This window comes from Arthrobacter sp. Alg241-R88 (assembly GCF_900537115.1).
Classification (GTDB): Bacteria; Actinomycetota; Actinomycetes; order Actinomycetales; family Micrococcaceae; genus Arthrobacter.
Map to the genome: position 1 here is coordinate 11,304 of NZ_UNRG01000007.1, position 17,300 is coordinate 28,603.

At 66.2% G+C, this 17,300-nt stretch carries 15 protein-coding genes; 10 read left to right on the forward strand and 5 right to left on the reverse strand.

From position 1 onward, the window contains the following. Window positions 1-36: 36 nt before the first annotated feature. Genes G6R19_RS15055 through G6R19_RS15065 form a run of 3 tightly spaced genes read right to left on the reverse strand, consistent with a single transcriptional unit; the run spans window position 37 to window position 5,835 of the window. Window positions 37-3,516: an ATP-binding protein gene (locus tag G6R19_RS15055; RefSeq protein WP_163166383.1), complete on the reverse strand. Its 3,480-nt coding sequence runs from the start codon at window positions 3,514-3,516 to the stop codon at window positions 37-39. Next, window positions 3,513-4,385 (reverse strand): DUF4194 domain-containing protein, encoded by an 873-nt coding sequence (locus G6R19_RS15060; protein ID WP_240341904.1) that lies wholly within the window; start codon window positions 4,383-4,385, stop codon window positions 3,513-3,515. Before G6R19_RS15060 ends, G6R19_RS15055 begins: the two co-directional genes overlap by 4 nt. Next, entirely contained in the window at window positions 4,378-5,835 is a 1,458-nt protein-coding gene (locus G6R19_RS15065) for a DUF3375 family protein (RefSeq protein ID WP_163166399.1), read from the reverse strand. Before G6R19_RS15065 ends, G6R19_RS15060 begins: the two co-directional genes overlap by 8 nt. 230 nt (window positions 5,836-6,065) lie before the next feature. Between G6R19_RS15065 and G6R19_RS15070 the strand changes: the two genes are divergently transcribed. From G6R19_RS15070 to G6R19_RS15080, 3 genes are all read left to right on the forward strand, one after another. After that, window positions 6,066-6,368, forward strand: coding sequence for a hypothetical protein (locus G6R19_RS15070; RefSeq protein WP_163166401.1), 303 nt, complete (start codon window positions 6,066-6,068; stop codon window positions 6,366-6,368). 58 nt (window positions 6,369-6,426) lie between these two features. Next, window positions 6,427-8,466, forward strand: coding sequence for an acyl-CoA dehydrogenase family protein (locus G6R19_RS15075; RefSeq protein ID WP_163166403.1), 2,040 nt, complete (start codon window positions 6,427-6,429; stop codon window positions 8,464-8,466). Window positions 8,467-8,530: 64 nt separating this feature from the next. Further along, window positions 8,531-9,367 carry a hypothetical protein gene (locus tag G6R19_RS15080; protein WP_163166405.1) on the forward strand — a complete coding sequence of 279 codons (837 nt, stop codon included), beginning with the start codon at window positions 8,531-8,533 and terminating at the stop codon, window positions 9,365-9,367. Here the strand turns inward: G6R19_RS15080 and G6R19_RS15085 are convergent, their stop codons facing one another. Beyond that, window positions 9,368-9,766 carry a YchJ family protein gene (locus G6R19_RS15085; protein WP_240341905.1) on the reverse strand — a complete coding sequence of 133 codons (399 nt, stop codon included), beginning with the start codon at window positions 9,764-9,766 and terminating at the stop codon, window positions 9,368-9,370. It abuts the gene before it with no gap. Between the two features lie 226 nt (window positions 9,767-9,992). Here G6R19_RS15085 and G6R19_RS15090 point away from each other — a divergent pair, with 226 nt between their 5' ends. The 5 genes from G6R19_RS15090 to G6R19_RS15110 all read left to right on the forward strand — a co-directional run bounded on the left by G6R19_RS15090 (window position 9,993) and on the right by G6R19_RS15110 (window position 14,417). Further along, window positions 9,993-10,784: a hypothetical protein gene (locus tag G6R19_RS15090; protein WP_240341906.1), complete on the forward strand. Its 792-nt coding sequence runs from the start codon at window positions 9,993-9,995 to the stop codon at window positions 10,782-10,784. Window positions 10,785-10,811: 27 nt separating this feature from the next. Beyond that, on the forward strand, window positions 10,812-11,816 hold the full coding sequence (locus tag G6R19_RS15095; protein ID WP_163166407.1) for an aldo/keto reductase family protein: 1,005 nt from the start codon (window positions 10,812-10,814) through the stop codon (window positions 11,814-11,816). A 3-nt stretch (window positions 11,817-11,819) separates the two neighbouring features. Beyond that, the gene (locus tag G6R19_RS15100; RefSeq protein WP_163166409.1) at window positions 11,820-12,680 is read left to right on the forward strand and encodes an SDR family oxidoreductase; all 861 of its coding nucleotides are present in this window, start codon (window positions 11,820-11,822) and stop codon (window positions 12,678-12,680) included. Window positions 12,681-12,814: 134 nt separating this feature from the next. Further along, window positions 12,815-13,942, forward strand: coding sequence for a sulfite oxidase (locus G6R19_RS15105; protein ID WP_163166411.1), 1,128 nt, complete (start codon window positions 12,815-12,817; stop codon window positions 13,940-13,942). 94 nt (window positions 13,943-14,036) lie between these two features. After that, window positions 14,037-14,417: an RNA-binding S4 domain-containing protein gene (locus tag G6R19_RS15110; RefSeq protein ID WP_163166413.1), complete on the forward strand. Its 381-nt coding sequence runs from the start codon at window positions 14,037-14,039 to the stop codon at window positions 14,415-14,417. A 34-nt stretch (window positions 14,418-14,451) separates the two neighbouring features. Here G6R19_RS15110 and G6R19_RS15115 read toward each other — a convergent pair whose 3' ends face one another. Next, entirely contained in the window at window positions 14,452-14,958 is a 507-nt protein-coding gene (locus tag G6R19_RS15115) for a hypothetical protein (protein ID WP_163166623.1), read from the reverse strand. Between the two features lie 249 nt (window positions 14,959-15,207). On the opposite strand from G6R19_RS15115, the gene G6R19_RS15120 reads away from it, so the two are divergent. Both G6R19_RS15120 and G6R19_RS15125 read left to right on the forward strand, forming a co-directional pair. Next, a complete protein-coding gene (locus G6R19_RS15120; protein WP_240341910.1) occupies window positions 15,208-16,578 on the forward strand; it encodes a DUF222 domain-containing protein in 1,371 nt (456 codons plus the stop codon). A gap of 102 nt (window positions 16,579-16,680) precedes the next feature. Next, window positions 16,681-17,298, forward strand: coding sequence for a uracil-DNA glycosylase (locus G6R19_RS15125; protein ID WP_163166417.1), 618 nt, complete (start codon window positions 16,681-16,683; stop codon window positions 17,296-17,298). Window positions 17,299-17,300: the final 2 nt, after the last annotated feature.

Here is a 17,300-nt window from a genome sequence, read left to right on the forward strand (position 1 = left end):
GGCAGGGAGCGACCCCGCGTGGCTTGGGAAAGGTTCCTAGCGCAAAACGATGTCCACCGGGTTCGCTTCCGAGCGCCAGGCTCCTTCTTCGCCCGGCCGCGGCCGGATGACGGGCGCCGTCAGCACGCCTGAACGGTTGGTGCGCTTGTCGCGGAGGATCTCGGTGACCGAGCCAAGGTGCCGGGACAGGTCGATGACGTTTTCCGGGGCGGCCAGCAGCAGCTGGAACCCGAATTCGTGCAGCGCCTTGATACCGGCGCCGGCGAACTCCTCGGATGCCAGCACAAAAGCCTCGTCCATCATCACGGTGCCGTACGTGGTGAAGCCCTGCTCTGCGATGCCCAGCTGGTAGCTCAGTGCGGCGGCCATGATGAAGGCCGTGAAGCGCTGACGCTCGCCCCCGGACATGGATCCCGTGTCCGCGTGCATAAAGACCTCGGTCTTCTTTGCCCCGCCCTTTTTGCCCGGCCCCGTCCCGGCGACTTCCCGGTGCTCCTTGCACTGAATGAACAGGTGCCCGCGCACGTCCAGCACCTCCGCCCGCCACCGCCGGTCCTCCGGCGCCTGCGAGCCCAGTCGCTTCACCAGGGTTTCCAGGGACTTGTAGCGGGCGGTGAGTTCCGCGTCGTCGTCCCTTTCCCCGCTGGTGTCGCCGGACCTGCCGCTTTCGGGCTTCGCCGGCCGCGTGTGCCGGGCCTTGAGCGCGTTCTGGATGGCGTCCTTGAACTGCTTGGCGGAGGGAGGGAGCGTCTGCTTGATATCCAGCTCCAAGAAGCTGCCCTCGTGGAAGTTGACCTGCGAAAGAATGCCGTTCAGCGGGAGGATACGGCTGGTGATGGAGCGGCGTTCCTCGTCGAGCAGATGCAGCAGCGTGCTGAAGGACTCGTGGGTGCGCTGGTTGAAGAACTGCCGGAATTCCGCTTCCTGGGCGGGCAGCCCGTCGCTGACAATCGCGTGGTAGCGGGTTTCAAACTCGCCGGCAGCACCGATGGTGGTGCCATGATCGGCCGAAATGGCGCTGCCCCACTCGCGGACGAAGCCCTCGAAAATCCTCGTCAGACGCTCGGCCGTGGCTTGCCCGCGCGACTCTGCTGCATGCAGTTCAGCCAGCAGGGCGGTCCGGACCCGGTTGGCGAGGTTGTCCAGCTCATGCATCTCCGTCACATCACCGAAACCGGCAAAGTACGGTTCCAGCGCGGTGACGGTGGCGTCCGACGGCGGCGCCTGGGCCAGGCGGTCCCGCGCAGCTTCCAGCAGGGAATCGGCAGCCGTCAGTTGCCGGTCCAATGCCTTGTACTCGCTCTGCAGGACAGCGGCGGCCTCGGTGCTGGACTGGTGCTTCTGCCGCGCCTCCTCGATGGTGGCGCGGAGGGGCTCGAGATCTGCCTGCGCTGCCAGGGCATCCTTCAACCGCTGTTCGATCCTGGCAAGCTCGTCGGCCGCAACTGCCGCGGACACCTGTTCCCAAGGACGGTGATCCTCAGCAATGCGGCGCAGGGCGTCGAGTTGCCGGCTCATCCCCTGGTGCGAGTCCTCGCGGGTCTGCGCCAGTTCTGCCGCCTTGGCAACCTCCTGCCGGAGGTCCTCCACCTGGCCGGCAACCAGCTCCAGCTTGGCGGCGTTATCGAACCCGAGGACGTAATCCTGCCGGCTGGTAAACCGGTCGTCCTTTTCCACAGTGTGCCGGTTGCGCTTCACCACGCCGCCCAGGCTGAGGCCCCGGTCCAGCACCGCCAGCTCGTCCGGGTCCTCCACACACGGGTAGGCGAAGTCCAGCGCGATTCGCTCCCGGATCCAAGACCCCGCTTCGCTCGCCACGCCCGTGGTGAGGATGTCCAGCTTGGTAAGCAGGTCGCCGTCGCGCACGTCCTCCAACGCCAGCGCGCCCCCGGAAAGCGGCTTGGAAACGTCCACTGCCCGCAGCGCGCCGCGCACGTTGTGGTCGTTGAGGTAGCGCGTCACCGCGGCGAAGTGCTCGCCCGGCACGAGCAGCGTGGTGGCAAGGTTGCGGAGCGCGCGCTCTGCGGCGGGGCGCCATTTCTCCTCCCCCTCGGCGAGGTCCATCAATTCACCGGCGAAGGGCATCCGGTCCTCCGGGATGCCGGTGGCGGCGGCGATCGCGGCCCGGTTTTCAATGCTCGACGGCGGCAGCAGCGACTTGCGTGTCTTCAGCGACACGAGCTCCTGCTCAGCCGCGGCCAGCTCCCGCTTCTTCGTTGCGTGGGCGTCGAAGGCTTCAAAACGGAGGTCCTGCAGGGCCTGGGAATCGTCCTTGAGCTCGGCCGACCTTGCCGCTGCCTGCTCGTGCGCCTGCTCCCAGCCGCCGGCAGTCCACTCAAGCTGGAGGCCGGCGTCGGCCAGCGCCTGGCGTGCCGCTTCCTCCACCTGCTGGCGAAGCTTCAGGCCCACCCGGGCGTTTTCCAGTGACTGCTCAATGGCGGAGATGGCGTTGCCGCCCTGGTTGTTGTACTCCGTCTCCAGCTGGCGCAGCTCCTTCGCCAGGCCGTCCCGGACTGCGCGCTCTGCGCCTAGCTCCTTGGCCTTCGCCTGGGCCAGCTCCTTGAAGCGGGCCAGCATCTTCTGGTGGACCGTGACGGCGAGCTGCTGCTTGTAGGCCTCGAACTCCTCCCCGGCGAGGTCGCGCAACCGGTTCGCGTCCAGCAGCGCCTGCGCGTACTCCCTGTTCAGTCCGGGCACCGGGGCAAGCTGGTCCCGCTGCTGCCGGACGTCCTCCAGCCGCTGCCGGATGGACATCAGGTTGCTGAACTCCTCCACGACGTCATCCGCCGCCGCGAGGGTAGCCGGAGCATCCAGGACCTGGTCCCGGAAGAAGGTGTTGACGCTGCCGCCCAGGCCCTTGCCCGCCTGGATAACGCGCAGGAGCGGAAGGGCCTGGTCCGAGTTGATGCCCAGCAGCCGGCGGAAGCGCTCTGCGAACGCCTTGTGCACATCGAAGACCTGGGCGTCCGGAAAAATCGTTTCCAGGGCAGCTTTGGTGAAGCGCTTGTCCGCGATGCCCTCGAGCGCCTCCAGGTCCAGCGGCTGGTGGTCAACGAGGTAGAACCGTCCGACGCTCGACTCCGTGCCGTTCTTCGGCAGGTCGAACAATGCTGACACTGTCACCCGGGTGCCGGCCGCATTGTCGAACGTCAGCGCGACGGCGGACCACGTGGCGCCCGGCCGCTGGAAGGCACTCGCGGACCCCTCCCCCACAGCTTTGTCGCCCACTTTGCCCCGCATGTACGTGAACGTGGTCCGTTTGTCCTCCACTGCGCCGCCTGAACGCTGGGCAGCGGCCTCGTTGGACCTGGGCCTTGCATCGAAAACCCGGAGCATGGCGTCAAACAGCGTCGACTTGCCCACGCCCGAGTTACCGGTCAGGAGTGTGCCGTTCCGGTCCACGTGCATCGTGTGGGCTCCGTGGAACGTTCCCCAGTTGACCACCTGCACCAGGGCAAGGCGCATCTGCCCCGGGTTCGTCAGCTCGCCCAAAGGCAGCATGGTTGCAATGCTCACTCGGCATCCTCCGCTTCGGTGGCGTCCTCGGTTTCAACCGGCCCAACCGCCGGGTCCCGGTCGAGCTCTATGAGCGCTTCGGTGCCGGTGGGGTCTGTGGTGGCTGCTGCCAGGGCTTCTATGTGGGCTGGGATGTCGCCGATGTTTTCGAAGGGGAGGGCCAGGGGCAAGGCGTTGGAGATGGTGTAGACGTCGTCAAGGCCCGTGGGCAGGAGGAGTTGGCGGGCCAAGAGCTTGGTGATGGCCCTGGTGACCACGTCCGAGTCACGCAACGCGTCCTGCTGGCCTGCAGGCTGGTAGTGGGTGATAAGGTCGGCGATTTCCTCGCGGGTAATCGTTGGGTCTGTCTGCGCGGTGACGTGCCGGTCCAGCAGCAGGCGCATCCTCAGCAGGACGATGGTTTCAACCCGACTGAGCGCACGCTGCTGCCGCAGGATGCTGGAGCGGGTGCTGCCGCCGATGGCGTCGGGGTCGACCGGGCGCAGGACGGCGATCTTCCGGTCATGGTCCAGCTGCATCGTGAGGAACAACTCGGAGAGGCGGCTCCGCAGGATTATCTGGTTGTCCAGCAGGACCGTCCAGAGCTTCTCGTCCCGGCCGCCGTCAACGTAGGGACCCTTGAGGAGCTTCACCAGCGCCTGCCGCACCTTCATGGACAGCACGCCGGTATCGCCGGGGAAGAGGGCGGCACCGTCGACGAAAGTGTCGCGGGGGGAGACCGGTCCGGGGTACCCAGTGCCCGATGCTGCCCCCGCCCCTTCGCCGCGCGGCTGATCTTCGATCAGCTCAGCGCGCGGCTCCGACAGGCCCGATGCCACTCCCTGGGCGGCATCGGGCGCTGGGCTCGTAGCGTTTGAAACCTCAGTCATCTGAATCCTTTGCGAGCGTGACCAGCGGCAGGTAGGCCCTGCGCTTGGTGCCGTCAATCTGTTCGAAGTCCAGGGCATCCACGGCGTCCCGGTCGAAGCCTGCCCCGGCGTGCAGTGCGTGCGAGAGGAGCGCCCGGATGGTGTTGATGTGCTGCTCTTCCGGCGGCAGCTGCTGCCACGCCTCGGAAAGGGTGGAAGCACCGGCCATGGCAGAGCGGATAACCTCCGGCTTGGCCTTGGCAGTCCGCGGCGAACGCACGCGGTCCAAGTCGCTGAAGGCAATGGGGTCGGCAAGTTTCGGCGGTGCGGCGAACTCGTCCGGGTCGAAGAGCTTCACCATTGACAGCGACTCGAACCCCGCGTTAAAGAGGACGGGCCCGGGAACCAGCCCCGGCCGTTCCCGTTCGTACGGAAGGGAACGGATCGCCTGCTCAGCTTCGCGGAGCACTTGCCGGAGCCGGACGGACTGGCGGAAGTCATCGCTTTGGACGTAGGTATTGAGGCTTTCACTGAGCTTGCCGTAAATCCGCTGGATCTGGCTGTGCTGCTGGCGGAGTTCGGCCACCAGGTTCTTCAAGGTTTCCCGGTCCTCGGGTGAGAGGTCGTCCGCGAACTGCCGGCTCAGGACCTCGCCGATCGCGGACCGGAACCTGAGCTGCTGCTGCGGGTCCTCCAAAAACGCCGTGAAGGAACGGAACGTCCTGCCCTCCGGGCTTTGGCGGAGGCGTTTGTCGGCCTCCAGCACCTGCGCCATCGTGGCGCCCTTGGTCAGCGACTCCTCGATGATCTGGTTGCGCAGGCCGCCCACCAGTTCCTCGATCCGGTCACGCATCTTTTTGTAGTCGGCGGGAAGGCTCGCGGCGAGGTCCAGGATGTTTCCGGCAGCTTCAACTGCCTCGTCGTCATCCAGCAGGCCGTCGAACTCGCCGGAGCTGATGTCCTGGATGAGCTGCTGGCGCTCTTCGATCTCCTCTTCCAGGGACTCGAGGCGGGCACTCTGGTCCGGATTGGTCTCGTTCGCGAGCTTCTCGACGTCACCCAGCAACGTGCCCAGGCGTGAACCATTCAGGGTGGACCGCTCGCTGGAGAGGCTGTCGAGGAACGCCAGCACACGCGCGGCCGGTTCGGTGACTTCGTAGACGATCTGGCCTGACTGGTTCCGCCGTGTCAGGAACTGCCGGCGCGTCCACTCGTCACCAAAGGCCTTCCCGTTGGCGCCGCCGCCCAGGCCGGGTTCCTGCCGGCGGAGCTCCTCAAGGAAGGAGTCGACGTCGGCATGGAACTCCTCGAGCGGCAGTTGCGGCCGGGTGCGGGTAAAGGAAGCCTGCAGCACCGCGATCACCCAGGGCGCCGAGCGCGTCAGGGCCCAGGCGGGTCCTTTGGTGAGGAGTTCGAGGTCCCGAAGCCGGGCGCTGATGGCGTCAGCGGATGACCTGGCGGAGCGGGGCACACACTCTCCTTGGGCTGTTTGGGTGGGCAGGGCAGGGGCTCCAAACGGAAAACTGCCAACAACAAGGTTAACGCAGGCGGCCGCGACCGCTCCGTGACCTACTTCGCCGTAGTATCTCGATCCAATATCAAGAGCTCGTTAAGCCTGCTGCGGCTCTGGCTGGGCAGGCCGTCTACCCCTACGCTCATGCTACTGATTTCGACCAAAGCAACGTTTCAGCAGGGGGACTCATGCAGTTCGATCTAAGCGCAGTGGAAACCGCCACCTTGGTATTCGCGGGCACATTGGTGTTCGCCTTTATCCTGGCCGCCTTCGTCCTCACGGCCGGGCTGGTGGCGCTGGTGCTGCTGGGTACTGGAAAGCTCGGGTGGACAGTGGTTTCGAAGTCGCTCCTGGCCGTGGTCCACGGCATCAACGCGGGCTGGGACCGGCTGGTGCACCACGCAGCTGCATTCGACGCCGCCGGAGACTTTCCCGGGCAGTCCTCCCCTAGCACAGGAACCTACCCGCGGGTAATCTTGAGAGACAGCTGAAGGGTTCTCCAACCCGGCGGACCTGGCTACGAAAGCTATCCGGCCAAGGAGATAACCCATGAGCTCCGCCACTGACAGCCCCTCGAAGACCACCCCTGCCAGCTCCACCACCAACAGCGCAGCAACAGACGCCCCGGCGGAGGAGACCCCTGTTCCCGCGGGCAAGATCGGCGGGAGCGTCACCGCGGACGAGGCCCGCGCCGTCGCCGAGGCCGCCCGCGAAACCGGCTGGGACCGCCCGAGCTTCGCCAAGGGACTCTACCTGGGCAGTTTCGACCTTAGCCTTGTCCATCCCTGGCCCAGCCCTGACCCGGTTGGTGTTGAACGGGGTGAGGCGTTTATGGCCCGCCTCACCGAATACGCGCAGACCATGGACGGCCGGGTCATCGAGCGCGAGGCGAAGATCCCTGACGAATACCTTCAGGGCCTGGCAGACCTTGGCGTCTTCGGGATGAAGATTCCGGAGGAATACGGCGGCCTGGGCCTGTCGCTGGTGTACTACGGCCGGGCATTGGCCCTGCTGGGCAGCGTGCACCCCAGCCTCGGCGCCCTGCTTTCGGCGCATCAGTCCATCGGCGTGCCCGAGCCCGTGAAGGTTTTTGGCACTGCCGAGCAGAAGCGGAAATACCTCCCGCGCTGCGCCGCCGGCGCCGTGACCGCGTTCCTCCTGACGGAACCTGACGTGGGCAGCGATCCCGCCCGGATGGGCAGCACGGCGACGCCCACGGACGACGGCGAGGCCTACCTTCTGGACGGCGTCAAACTCTGGACCACCAACGGGGTGATCGCCGAACTGGTGGTGGTGATGGCCGTGGTGCCGGGCCGCACGGATGCGGACGGCACCAGGCACAAGGGCGGCATCAGCGCCTTTGTGGTGGAGATGGACTCTCCCGGCATCACCGTGGAAAACCGGAACTCGTTTATGGGCCTGCGGGGCATCGAGAACGGGGTGACCCGGTTCCACCAGGTGCGCGTCCCGGCGGCCAACAGGCTGGGCAAAGAGGGCCAGGGCCTGAAAATTGCACTTACTACACTGAACACGGGCCGGCTTTCCATCCCGGGTCTTTGCGTCGGCTCAGGCCGCTGGAGCCTCAAGATTGCACGGGAATGGTCCAACGCCCGGACGCAATGGGGCAGGCCGGTGGGCGAGCACGAGGCCGTGGGCAAGAAGATCGCTTTCATCGCCGCGTCCGCCTTCGCCCTGGACGCCGTCTTCGAACTCTCCGCCGAACTTGCCGACGCCGGCCAGAAGGACGTGCGGATCGAGGCCGCCCTTGCGAAGCTCTGGTCGACGGAGATCAGCTGCCGGATAGCCGACGAACTGGTACAGATCCGCGGCGGCCGCGGGTTTGAGACGGCGGAATCGCTGGCGGCGCGCGGTGAACGTGCGGTACCGGCCGAGCAGCAGTTGAGGGACCTGCGGATCAACAGGATTTTTGAGGGTTCCTCGGAGATTATGCGCCTGCTGATCGCCCGGGAAGCCGTGGATGCGCACCTTGCCGCCGCGGGCGACCTTGCCTCCATGGACGCGAGCCTGTCCGACAAGGCCAAGGCCGCCGTCGGCGCTTCCGGCTTCTACGCCCGCTGGCTGCCCAAGCTGGTGGCGGGGGCGGGCATGGACCCGCGCTCGTACGGCGAGTTTGGCCGCTTGGCCAAGCACCTGCGGTTCGTGGAGCGTTCGTCGCGGCGCCTTGCCCGGCAGACGTTCTATGGCATGGGCCGGTGGCAGGCAAAGCTGGAACGCAAGCAGGCATTCCTGGGCCGGGTGGTGGACATCGGAGCGGAACTGTTCGCCATGACGGCGTGCTGTTCACGGGCGGAGATGCTGCTCCATACTGCACCGGAAAAGGCCGCGAGCGCCTACGAGCTCGCGGAAGCGTATTGCGAGCAGGCCCGCGTGCGCGTCGACGAGTACTTCGACCAGCTGTGGCGGAACACTGATGACGCCGACCACCGCCTGACCCGAAGGGTCCTCGCCGGTGACCACAGGTGGCTGGAGGCAGGCGTACTGGACCAGTCGGAAGGCACCGGCCCGTGGATCGCGGATGCCTCCCCCGGGGCCTCGCAAAGGGAAAACCTGCACCGTAACTACCGCTGACGCCACCGGTCACAAAATAGTAAGCATCCTTGCTATCTCCGCGGCCCGGTGATTGAGTTGACCCATGAGCAGCTCAACGGACCCAGAGAACCTGCCCCCACGGCGCGCCCGGGAGGACGCTGACCGGAGCGGAAGCTACCGTGCCGCCGCGGCTGATGATGCCACCCGCAGCTACGACCAGCAGCCGGCAGCGGATACCACGCCCACCTCTACCTACGACCGGGTACCGGCTGGCCACACCGGCTCAGCCGGCGCCTCCGCGGAGCGCGACTATGTTCCCGCGGCCTCGGCACCTGCTGTTGATCCGAACCTTACGGACCGGAAGACCGCCGTCGCCCGGGAGAAGGAACGGTTCGGCGGCATCAAGGTGGGCTCTGCGTTCTTCGGCTGGCTGACCGCCACCGGCATGGCCGTGCTGCTGACCGCCCTCGTGGCAGCAGCCGGGACGGCCGTGGGCCTTGCAACCAACACCGACGTCAACGAGGCAGTGAACCAGGCGGCCCAGAACCAGGGCACCGTTGGCCTGGTGGGCATCATTGTGCTGCTGGTCATCCTGCTCCTCTCCTATTACTGCGGCGGTTACGTCGCCGGACGCATGGCACGCTTCAACGGTGCCAAGCAAGGCCTCATGGTGTGGATCTGGGCATTGATCGCGGCCGTCCTCGTATCCATCCTGGGCCTTGTGTTCGGGCAGCAGTTCAACGTGCTGGCCAACCTCAACAGCTTCCCGCGCATTCCCATTAATGAAGGGCAGCTCACTACCACCAGCATCATCGCGGCCGTTGTGGTGGCCCTGGTGGCACTGGCAGGCGCCGTGTTGGGCGGGCTGGCAGGCATGCGGTTCCACCGCAAGGTGGACCGGGCCGGCTTCACTCCGGACGAGGACTACGACAACGGGTAGTCAGGCCAGAACTTCCCCGTCCAGGTAAAACCAGCGGCCGTTTTCCCGCACGAACCTGCTGACCTCGTGATGTGTGCCGCGCTCGTTGCCGTGCCGGAACCAGGCTTTGAACTCCACCGTCCCCTGCACGTCCAGCGGGCCCCCGCGGTTGCTGGAGACAATGTCCAGGCGCCGCCACTGCAGGTCCGGATCAAGGTCCAGGTTGGCCGGGGCCTGGTCCGGGTGCCAGGTGCGCAGCAGGTAGGGCCCGTCCAGGAGTACAAACGCACTGTAACGGGAGCGCATGAGCTGTTCTGCCGTTGCCGCTTCTGCGGTGCCGGAGTGGAACCGTCCGCAGCACATCGCGTACGGCTCGCCGGACAGGCACATGCAGTTCGTGTTTCGTGTGTCCTCCGCCATGGTGCTCCTGTTTCCTGCTTCCGGCCGCGCAGTGCATGCCGTGGTTCCCGTCCGACTATAGGCGCCCCAGCAGCCTGCCAGTGGGCATAACAGCTTTGAAACAACCCGGGACGCACCGCTCCGCGCGTCGGCATGGCCAGGCAAAAATCCGTATGGTGGAGAAGGAGCTGTTGCTGGCGGAGGGGCGCAGGTGCTGGCTTCACGGCCGGCAGAGAGGAGAGATGACGTGGAAAATCCGGATACGCTCATCCTCAACCTGACCTTTTTGGGGACTGTGGGAATGGCTTTCCTGATGTTCCTGGTCCTCTTCCTGCTGGGGGTCATCACGCTGGTGCTGGCGGGGATCGGCCGGCTTGCAGCGGTCACACTGATGGCCTTGTTCGGCAGGCGGTCCCGCAATGAAAGCGTCCCGCTGGGCCGCCTTGATGGCCCTTTCAGGGCAGAGCCCGACGGCGGCGCTTCAGTTTCCGCTGCGGGTCCCGCCGGTGGGAGCGTGCCCGCCGCCAAAGCCCCGAAAGCCAAGCGCCAGCGCCGGGAATGGCGCTCCGCGCTGAAGCCGGCACACGTGCGTTCGGCGCTGCGCACCGCCGTCGTACGTCACCCCGCGCTGACGGCCGCGCGCCGCGAACCTCCCGTCCTCGCGGAGGACTGGGCCTCCGCTGTTGCTGAGGCGGATGCCAGGGCAATGGCGCGGGCTCGGGCGGCCGCACCGGAAATCAAGCTGTCTGTTCGGGACCTGCCCGATCCCCGGGTGCCTGCCGACAAGGTGGTGGAGGTGGCTCCGCTCGTGGAGTCTGCCCTGGACACCCACGGCCCGGGCCGGATGCCGCGGTCGTTCAAGAAAACGCAGGCTCCGCGGCCGCTGTCGCCGTTGGACACGGGGTCCCTGGTGTCATTGTCCGGACCGGCGCAGGCAGTCAAAGGCGCCTCTTCGAAAAATTCAACCGCTAAGGGAACCGGCGTCGACCGCCAGGCGTCCACGGGTAACCCACATAAGGGCAGACAGCCCTTACCCTGAGCAACCATCTGGGTTAGCGTGAAACCCATGGAATTCAGATACCTCGGAAACAGTGGCTTCAAAGTCTCGGAAATCACCTTCGGCAACTGGCTCACGCACGGCTCCCAGGTGGAGAACGACGTCGCTTCCCAGTGTGTGCGGGCAGCCCTCGATGCAGGCATCAGCACCTTTGACACGGCGGATGTCTACGCCAACACGGCTGCGGAAACCGTCCTCGGCGAAGCCCTGAAGGGCGAGCGCCGCGAGTCCCTGGAAATCTTCACGAAGGTCTTTGGCGCCACCGGGCCCAAGGGCAAGAACGATCTGGGCCTGTCCCGCAAGCACATCATGGAATCCATCAACGGCTCGCTGCGCAGGCTGCAGACGGACTATGTGGACCTCTACCAGGCGCACCGCTACGACTTTGAAACGCCGCTGGAGGAGACCATGCAGGCGTTCGCGGACATCGTCCGGCAAGGCAAGGCGCTCTACATCGGCGTCAGTGAGTGGACGGCGGAGCAGCTCCGCGAAGGCCACGCCCTTTCTAAGGAGCTCGGTTTCCAGCTCATCTCCAACCAGCCGCAGTATTCCATGCTGTGGCGCGTCATCGAGGCCGAGGTTGTGCCGGCGTCCGAGGAGTTGGGCGTGTCCCAGATCGTCTGGTCCCCCATGGCCCAGGGCGTCCTCAGCGGAAAGTACCTGCCCGGCCAGCCCGCCCCTGACGGCAGCCGGGCCACGGACCAGAAGGGCGGTGCCAAGATGATCGAACGTTGGATGCGCGACGACGTCCTGGCCGGGGTCCAGGAGCTCAAGCCCATCGCGGAGGAAGCCGGACTCTCCATGCCGCAGCTTGCCGTCGCCTGGGTGCTGCAGAACCCGAACGTCGCTTCGGCCATCATTGGTGCGTCCCGGCCGGAGCAGATCGCGGACAGCGTGGAGGCGGCAGGGGTAAGGCTGGAACCGGACGTCCTGAAGAAGATCGACGACGCCATCGGCTCCCTTGCCGAACGTGATCCCGCGCAGACCAAGTCCCCCTCCAAGCGGGAACACTAGCCGGTGGAATCCACTCCGGAACTGCCGGACCTCGCTGTCACCGGCTCCACCGGCGGCCTGGGCGGAATGGTGGCGCGGCAGCTCGCCGCGGCTGGTTCCGCCCAGCGCCTGCTGGTGCGGGACGCCGCACGTGCGCCCGAGCTGGAGAACGCCGCGGCGGTGGTGTGCACGTATTCAGACTCAGAAGCAGCACGCCAGGCCCTTGACGGCGCCAAGGTGCTGTTTATGGTGTCCGCCGCGGAGGCCGAGGACCGGTTGGACGAACATTTCACGTTCATTGATGCTGCTGCCGGCGCCGGGGTGGAGCACGTGGTGTACACCTCCATCTACCGCTGCGCACCGGACTCGACCTTCACCCTGGCCCGCGACCACTACGCCACGGAAGAACACATCAAGGCTTCCGGAATGGAGTTCACCTTCCTGCGGAACAACCTCTACCTCGACTTCCTCCCTCTGATGACCGGTGAGGACGGCGTCATTCGCGGACCCGCCGGCGAGGGCACGTTTTCCGGGGTGGCACGCGAGGACATTGCCCGGTGTGCCCTTGCCGTGCTGCGCGACCCTGCCATCCATAAGGGCAATACCTATAACCTGACCGGCCCGGAGGAGCTCTCCCTGTCGCGGGCTGCCGAGGTGCTGACGGCAGGAACGGGCCGGACCGTGGGCTACCATCCGGAAACAGTGGAGGAGGCCTACTCATCGCGAGCATCCTACGGCGCACCGCAATGGCAACTGGATGCGTGGGTGAGCACCTACACGGCTATCGCGGCCGGCGAGTTGGCGGGGCTGTCTTCTGATGTGCACGGGCTGACCGGCCAGGATCCCCTCAGCCTGGCGGAGTTCCTGACCCGTCCGCAGCTGTAGCTGTCCACACTGCCGGGGCGGGCCGTTGACGCGCTGCCAGTGGAAGCCGTTGACGTGCCGGCGGGGCGGGCGTAAACCTGTGGCAAGGCATCATCCAGCCCTGCACAATCCCCGCCGAGCAGAATCGCAGCGCCATGAAGCAGATCCACGACAACCTGCAGTCCACGCCTCCAGCTGAGGGTTCCGGCGCACCGGCCGCGGCGCCGGCCGGGCCCACTACCGGCCCGCTCACTCCGGAGGAACTTCAGCTGGGCGCCCGAAACCACTCCATGCCGCTGGAGGCCCTCCGCCGTGACGTCACTCCGCCGGGACTCCACTACATCCTCACGCACTTCGACATCCCCGACATCGATCCTGCCGCCTGGCACCTCCGGATCAGCGGCGCGGTGGAGCGGGCGCTGGAGCTGAGCATGGCGGCCCTGCGGAAGGATCCCGCCATCACCGTTCCCGTCACGCTGGAGTGCGCGGGCAACGGCCGGTCGCTCCTTTCCCCCCGGCCAATGAGCCAGCCCTGGGTCCTTGAAGGAGTGGGCACCGCACACTGGACCGGCGTTCCCCTCGCGTACCTCCTCGGCAAGGCGGGGGTACTGCAGAACGCCGTGGAAGTGGTCTTCACCGGCGCGGATGCCGGGATCCAGGGCGGCGTCCCCCACCACTACGCGCGGAGCCTGCCGATCCGGGAAGCGCTGCGCGCCGACGTCGTACTCGCCTACAAAATGAACGGCAACGAACTGCCGCCCCAGCACGGTTATCCCCTGCGGCTTGTGGTCCCCGGCTGGTATGGCATGGCCAGCGTGAAGTGGGTGGAATCCATCGAGGTAGTCACTGCCCCCTTCGCGGGCTACCAGCAGCAGGTCGCATACCGCTACCAGGATTCAGCGGACGACGCCGGGACGCCTGTTTCGCGGATCAGGGTGCGTTCGCTGATGGTGCCGCCGGGCATCCCGGAATTCTTTACCCGCAAGCGGGTGCTGCCCCGGGGACCCGTGATGCTGCAAGGCCGCGCCTGGTCCGGGCAGGCGGCGGTGACTGCTGTGGAAGTGGGCATCGATGACAAATGGCTGCCGGCGCACCTGGAAGAACCCGCGGGAGGATTCGCGTGGCGCAAGTGGACGCTCCCGTGGGTAGCCGACCCGGGGGAGCATGTGCTCGCCTGCCGTGCCACGGATGCCAGCGGTGCCAGCCAGCCCCTGGAGCAGAACTGGAACTACCAGGGACTGGGCAACAACGTGGTGCAACGCGTCAGCGTAAGGGTTGAGTAGCGGCCGCTATATAGGCAAGGGGGGGAGGCCTGGTTCCCCGGTCGGGACAGCTGTCTCCTGGGCCGGGGCGCCGGGGCTATACTCGGTGCCAGCCATGACCAGTCTTCCTTCCTCCCCCGCCAGCGTCCGCATCGATGCGTGGCTGTGGGCCATCCGGGCCTACAAGACCCGCTCTGCGGCTACGGCCGCATGCCGCGCCGGCCATGTGCGGCTGAACGGCAGCCCGGCAAAGGCTTCGGCAACACTGGTCAACGGCGACACCGTGACGGTCCGGATGTCCGGTTACGAACGGATCCTCGAAGTGCGCCGGCTGATCAACAAGCGCGTAGGCGCTGAGGCCGCATCCCACTGCTTTACCGACCACACCCCGCCGCGGCCGGTTGCCCCGGCGCTGGGCCTGCCGCAGCGTGACCGTGGCGCGGGCCGGCCCACCAAGAAAGACCGGCGCGAGATGGAACGCCTTCGCGGGGCATGATCCCGCCTGGACCGGAGTCTGATGGCAGTCTTGCCTAGCCTTTGACCCGTGCCCGCACCAGGTTCGCGAACGGCAAGTGCCCGTAGTCCTCAATGAAGGCCGTGTGGTATTCGGCTTCGGCCTTGTTCAAGCCTTCGGCGGGCAGTTCCTTCCAGGCGAGCAGCAACTGCCCGGCGTCCTTGAGTTGCCAGATTAGGCGGCCGTCCCACTGCCCTGGCGGCTTGCCCTGCCCGAAGTCCAGGAACTCCTGGATCTGCCGCCGGAGTCCGCGGTTGCCTTTGCTGCCCGGACCGGCTTTCCCCAGGTAGAGCACCGCGGCGGCATCCACCCATTCGGCTGCGAGCGCGGGTTCCGGCAGTGAGGGGTCCTTCTTTTTGAACACGCCGGCGGTGCTTTTCTTCAGGAATTCCGGCTGGAACCCTTCCGGTGCGATAACGGCGAAGAGGCCCGTACCTTGCGGGACCCGCATAACGTCGAGGTCCTGAAATGACCTGAAGCCCGCAAAGCCGTCATCTTTCAGGCCCTTCCTGGTGAACTGCATCCCTATATTGAACAGCACGCCTTCTACTGGGCCGCACACCAGCGGGACAATTCCGCCTTTATCCACATAGCTCCTCGGGCATCTGCTTTTGCCGGGCCCGGGTGGAAGACTTTGTCCATGGAAGCAACAGCGTCGTCGGGAACCCGGGGTCAGGAAGCGACTCAGGCAAAGGGAAGTCTTCCTGGTCCCCGGGTTGCTGATGCCGTGCGTACCGTGGCGGCCATCCGTCCCGCGCCTGATGCCCCGGGGATGATTGACCAGCTGCGGGAATTGGAGGATCTGAAGGCGGCCGCCGCTGCTAAGCAGGCTCGGATTGCTGCGGCCTACAGCCTCGTGAGGAGACAAGAACAGGCCGCGGCGGGTGTCCCGGCTGATGAGCTCGGTGCAGGGGTGGGAGCGGAAGTCGCCCTGGCCCGCCGCGAGTCCCCATCCCGTGGCGGCCGGCTGCTGGGCTTGGGGCAAGCCCTGGTCACCGAGATGCCCCACACCCTCGCAGCGCTTGAGTCCGGGCAGCTGAACGAGTGGCGCGCCACCCTGGTCGTGAAGGAAACAGCGTGCCTGTCCGCCGAGGACCGGGCCGCCGTGGACGAAGAGCTCGCCGCCGACACCGGCACCCTCACCGGAGCCGGGGACSGGGCCATCACCGGCGCCGTCCGTGCCGCRGCRTACCGGCGCGACCCTCAGTCTGTCGCGAAGCGGGCGTCCCATGCCGTCTCCGAGCGCACCGTCAGCCTGCGCCCTGCGCCCGACACCATGGCCTACCTGACCGCGCTGGTTCCGGTCGCGCAGGGCGTCGCCGCCTATGCAGCCCTCACCCGCCACGCCGACGCCCTKAAGTCTTCCGGCGATSAACGTCCCAAGGGCGCGATCATGGCCGACGCCCTCATCGAACGCCTCACCGGCACCCCGGGCGGGATCAACGGCGTCGAGATCCAGCTGGTGATGACCGACCACACCCTCTTCCAAGGCGACAGTGAACCAGCCAGACTCACCGGCTACGGGATCGTCCCCGGCAGCTGGGCCAGAAAAGCGGTCATGGCAGCGTTTGGCTCAGAGCCTGTAGGCAGGGAAACAGTTGCTGAAAAAACGGGCACGGGAGCAACGGGTTCTGGGAACACGGGCGCCGCGGAGCCTTCAGCAGCAACCCCGGAGAGTGCCGAGTTCAAGGTCTGGCTCCGCAGGCTCTACACCGCCCCGACCGATGGGGAACTGGTCGCGATGGACTCCACGGCACGGCTCTTCCCACCTGGACTCCGCCGGTTCATTCAAATCAGGGACGACACCTGCCGCACACCCTACTGCGATGCGCCCATCCGCCACCACGACCACATCACCCCCTGGCACAAAGACGGCCCCACCACCAGCCGAAACGGACAAGGCCTCTGCGAAGCCTGCAACCACACCAAAGAAGCACCAGGCTGGACAGCAAAACCCGTACCGGGACCCCGACACTCAGTCGAACTCCAAACTCCAACCGGGCACACCTACCGGTCCAGTGCCCCGCCCCTGCCCGGCACAGCCTTGACTGTGGCTGGGAAGCGGCGGTCCCGCCGTCGACGTCAATTACTGCTCCGCACCAAGGCCCTCAAAAGTGCCCACAGAGTAGGAGCGGCGGCGTAACGGCGTGGTGCGCCTCAATTTCCCCTGCCCTCCTCCATGCGCGGAAGCGTAGAGTGGCCTAAGACGCCTGATTCTGGACGCCTTGCTGCTGAGGGAGAAATCGTGACGATTGATTGGGACGAAAAGAAAGCCCTGCTACAGGAACCGAACATCGCGAAGGTAACCCAGCTTTGCGACGAACTGATGGAAAAGAAGCCGGGTTCCACCGTCCCCTACATCGACCCGGTGCACGACGAGGATGAATGCCGGATCGTCAGCCTGCAGGTCAGCCCTGGAAAGGGCACCGAATCCGGCTTCGTCTCGCACTACAACGACGACGAAGCGGCCCGCCGGGCCACCCAGATCTACGAACTGGCTGAGCTCGAACCCCGCTACGTGATGCCGTGGAACGCCTATCCGTGGGTACGCGATCCGGGTATGCCGTCGGCGCTGAGTGTGCAGGAAAAGACCGACGGCCTGCGCCCGTTCCGCCAGTTCCTGAAGATCAACTCACGCGTTTCCGCCATCATTGCCCACGGCACTGACGCTTCCACTTTCCTCACACTGTTCGAGAAGACCTACCATTCATCGCTCAAGAACAGCGGCATCAAGATCTACAAGGCTACGGCCCTGGGCGGCCGGGCGTTCGCTGTCTCCGAGGCGAAGCAGGAAGAGCTTCTGGCCAAGAGCGTAGACATCTACAAAGACGCGATGCAGCGGGCAGGCATCCAGCACCTCTGACC

Bases quoted from the DNA above. Each gene is read 5' to 3' on its own strand.
- G6R19_RS15060 (WP_240341904.1), bottom strand. From the start codon at position 4,385: ATGACTGAGGTTTCAAACGCTACGAGCCCAGCGCCCGATGCCGCCCAG.
- G6R19_RS15070 (WP_163166401.1), top strand. From the start codon at position 6,066: ATGCAGTTCGATCTAAGCGCAGTGGAAACCGCCACCTTGGTATTCGCG.
- G6R19_RS15075 (WP_163166403.1), top strand. From the start codon at position 6,427: ATGAGCTCCGCCACTGACAGCCCCTCGAAGACCACCCCTGCCAGCTCC.
- G6R19_RS15080 (WP_163166405.1), top strand. From the start codon at position 8,531: ATGAGCAGCTCAACGGACCCAGAGAACCTGCCCCCACGGCGCGCCCGG.
- G6R19_RS15085 (WP_240341905.1), bottom strand. From the start codon at position 9,766: ATGGCGGAGGACACACGAAACACGAACTGCATGTGCCTGTCCGGCGAG.
- G6R19_RS15095 (WP_163166407.1), top strand. From the start codon at position 10,812: ATGGAATTCAGATACCTCGGAAACAGTGGCTTCAAAGTCTCGGAAATC.
- G6R19_RS15105 (WP_163166411.1), top strand. From the start codon at position 12,815: ATGAAGCAGATCCACGACAACCTGCAGTCCACGCCTCCAGCTGAGGGT.
- G6R19_RS15110 (WP_163166413.1), top strand. From the start codon at position 14,037: ATGACCAGTCTTCCTTCCTCCCCCGCCAGCGTCCGCATCGATGCGTGG.
- G6R19_RS15115 (WP_163166623.1), bottom strand. From the start codon at position 14,958: ATGCAGTTCACCAGGAAGGGCCTGAAAGATGACGGCTTTGCGGGCTTC.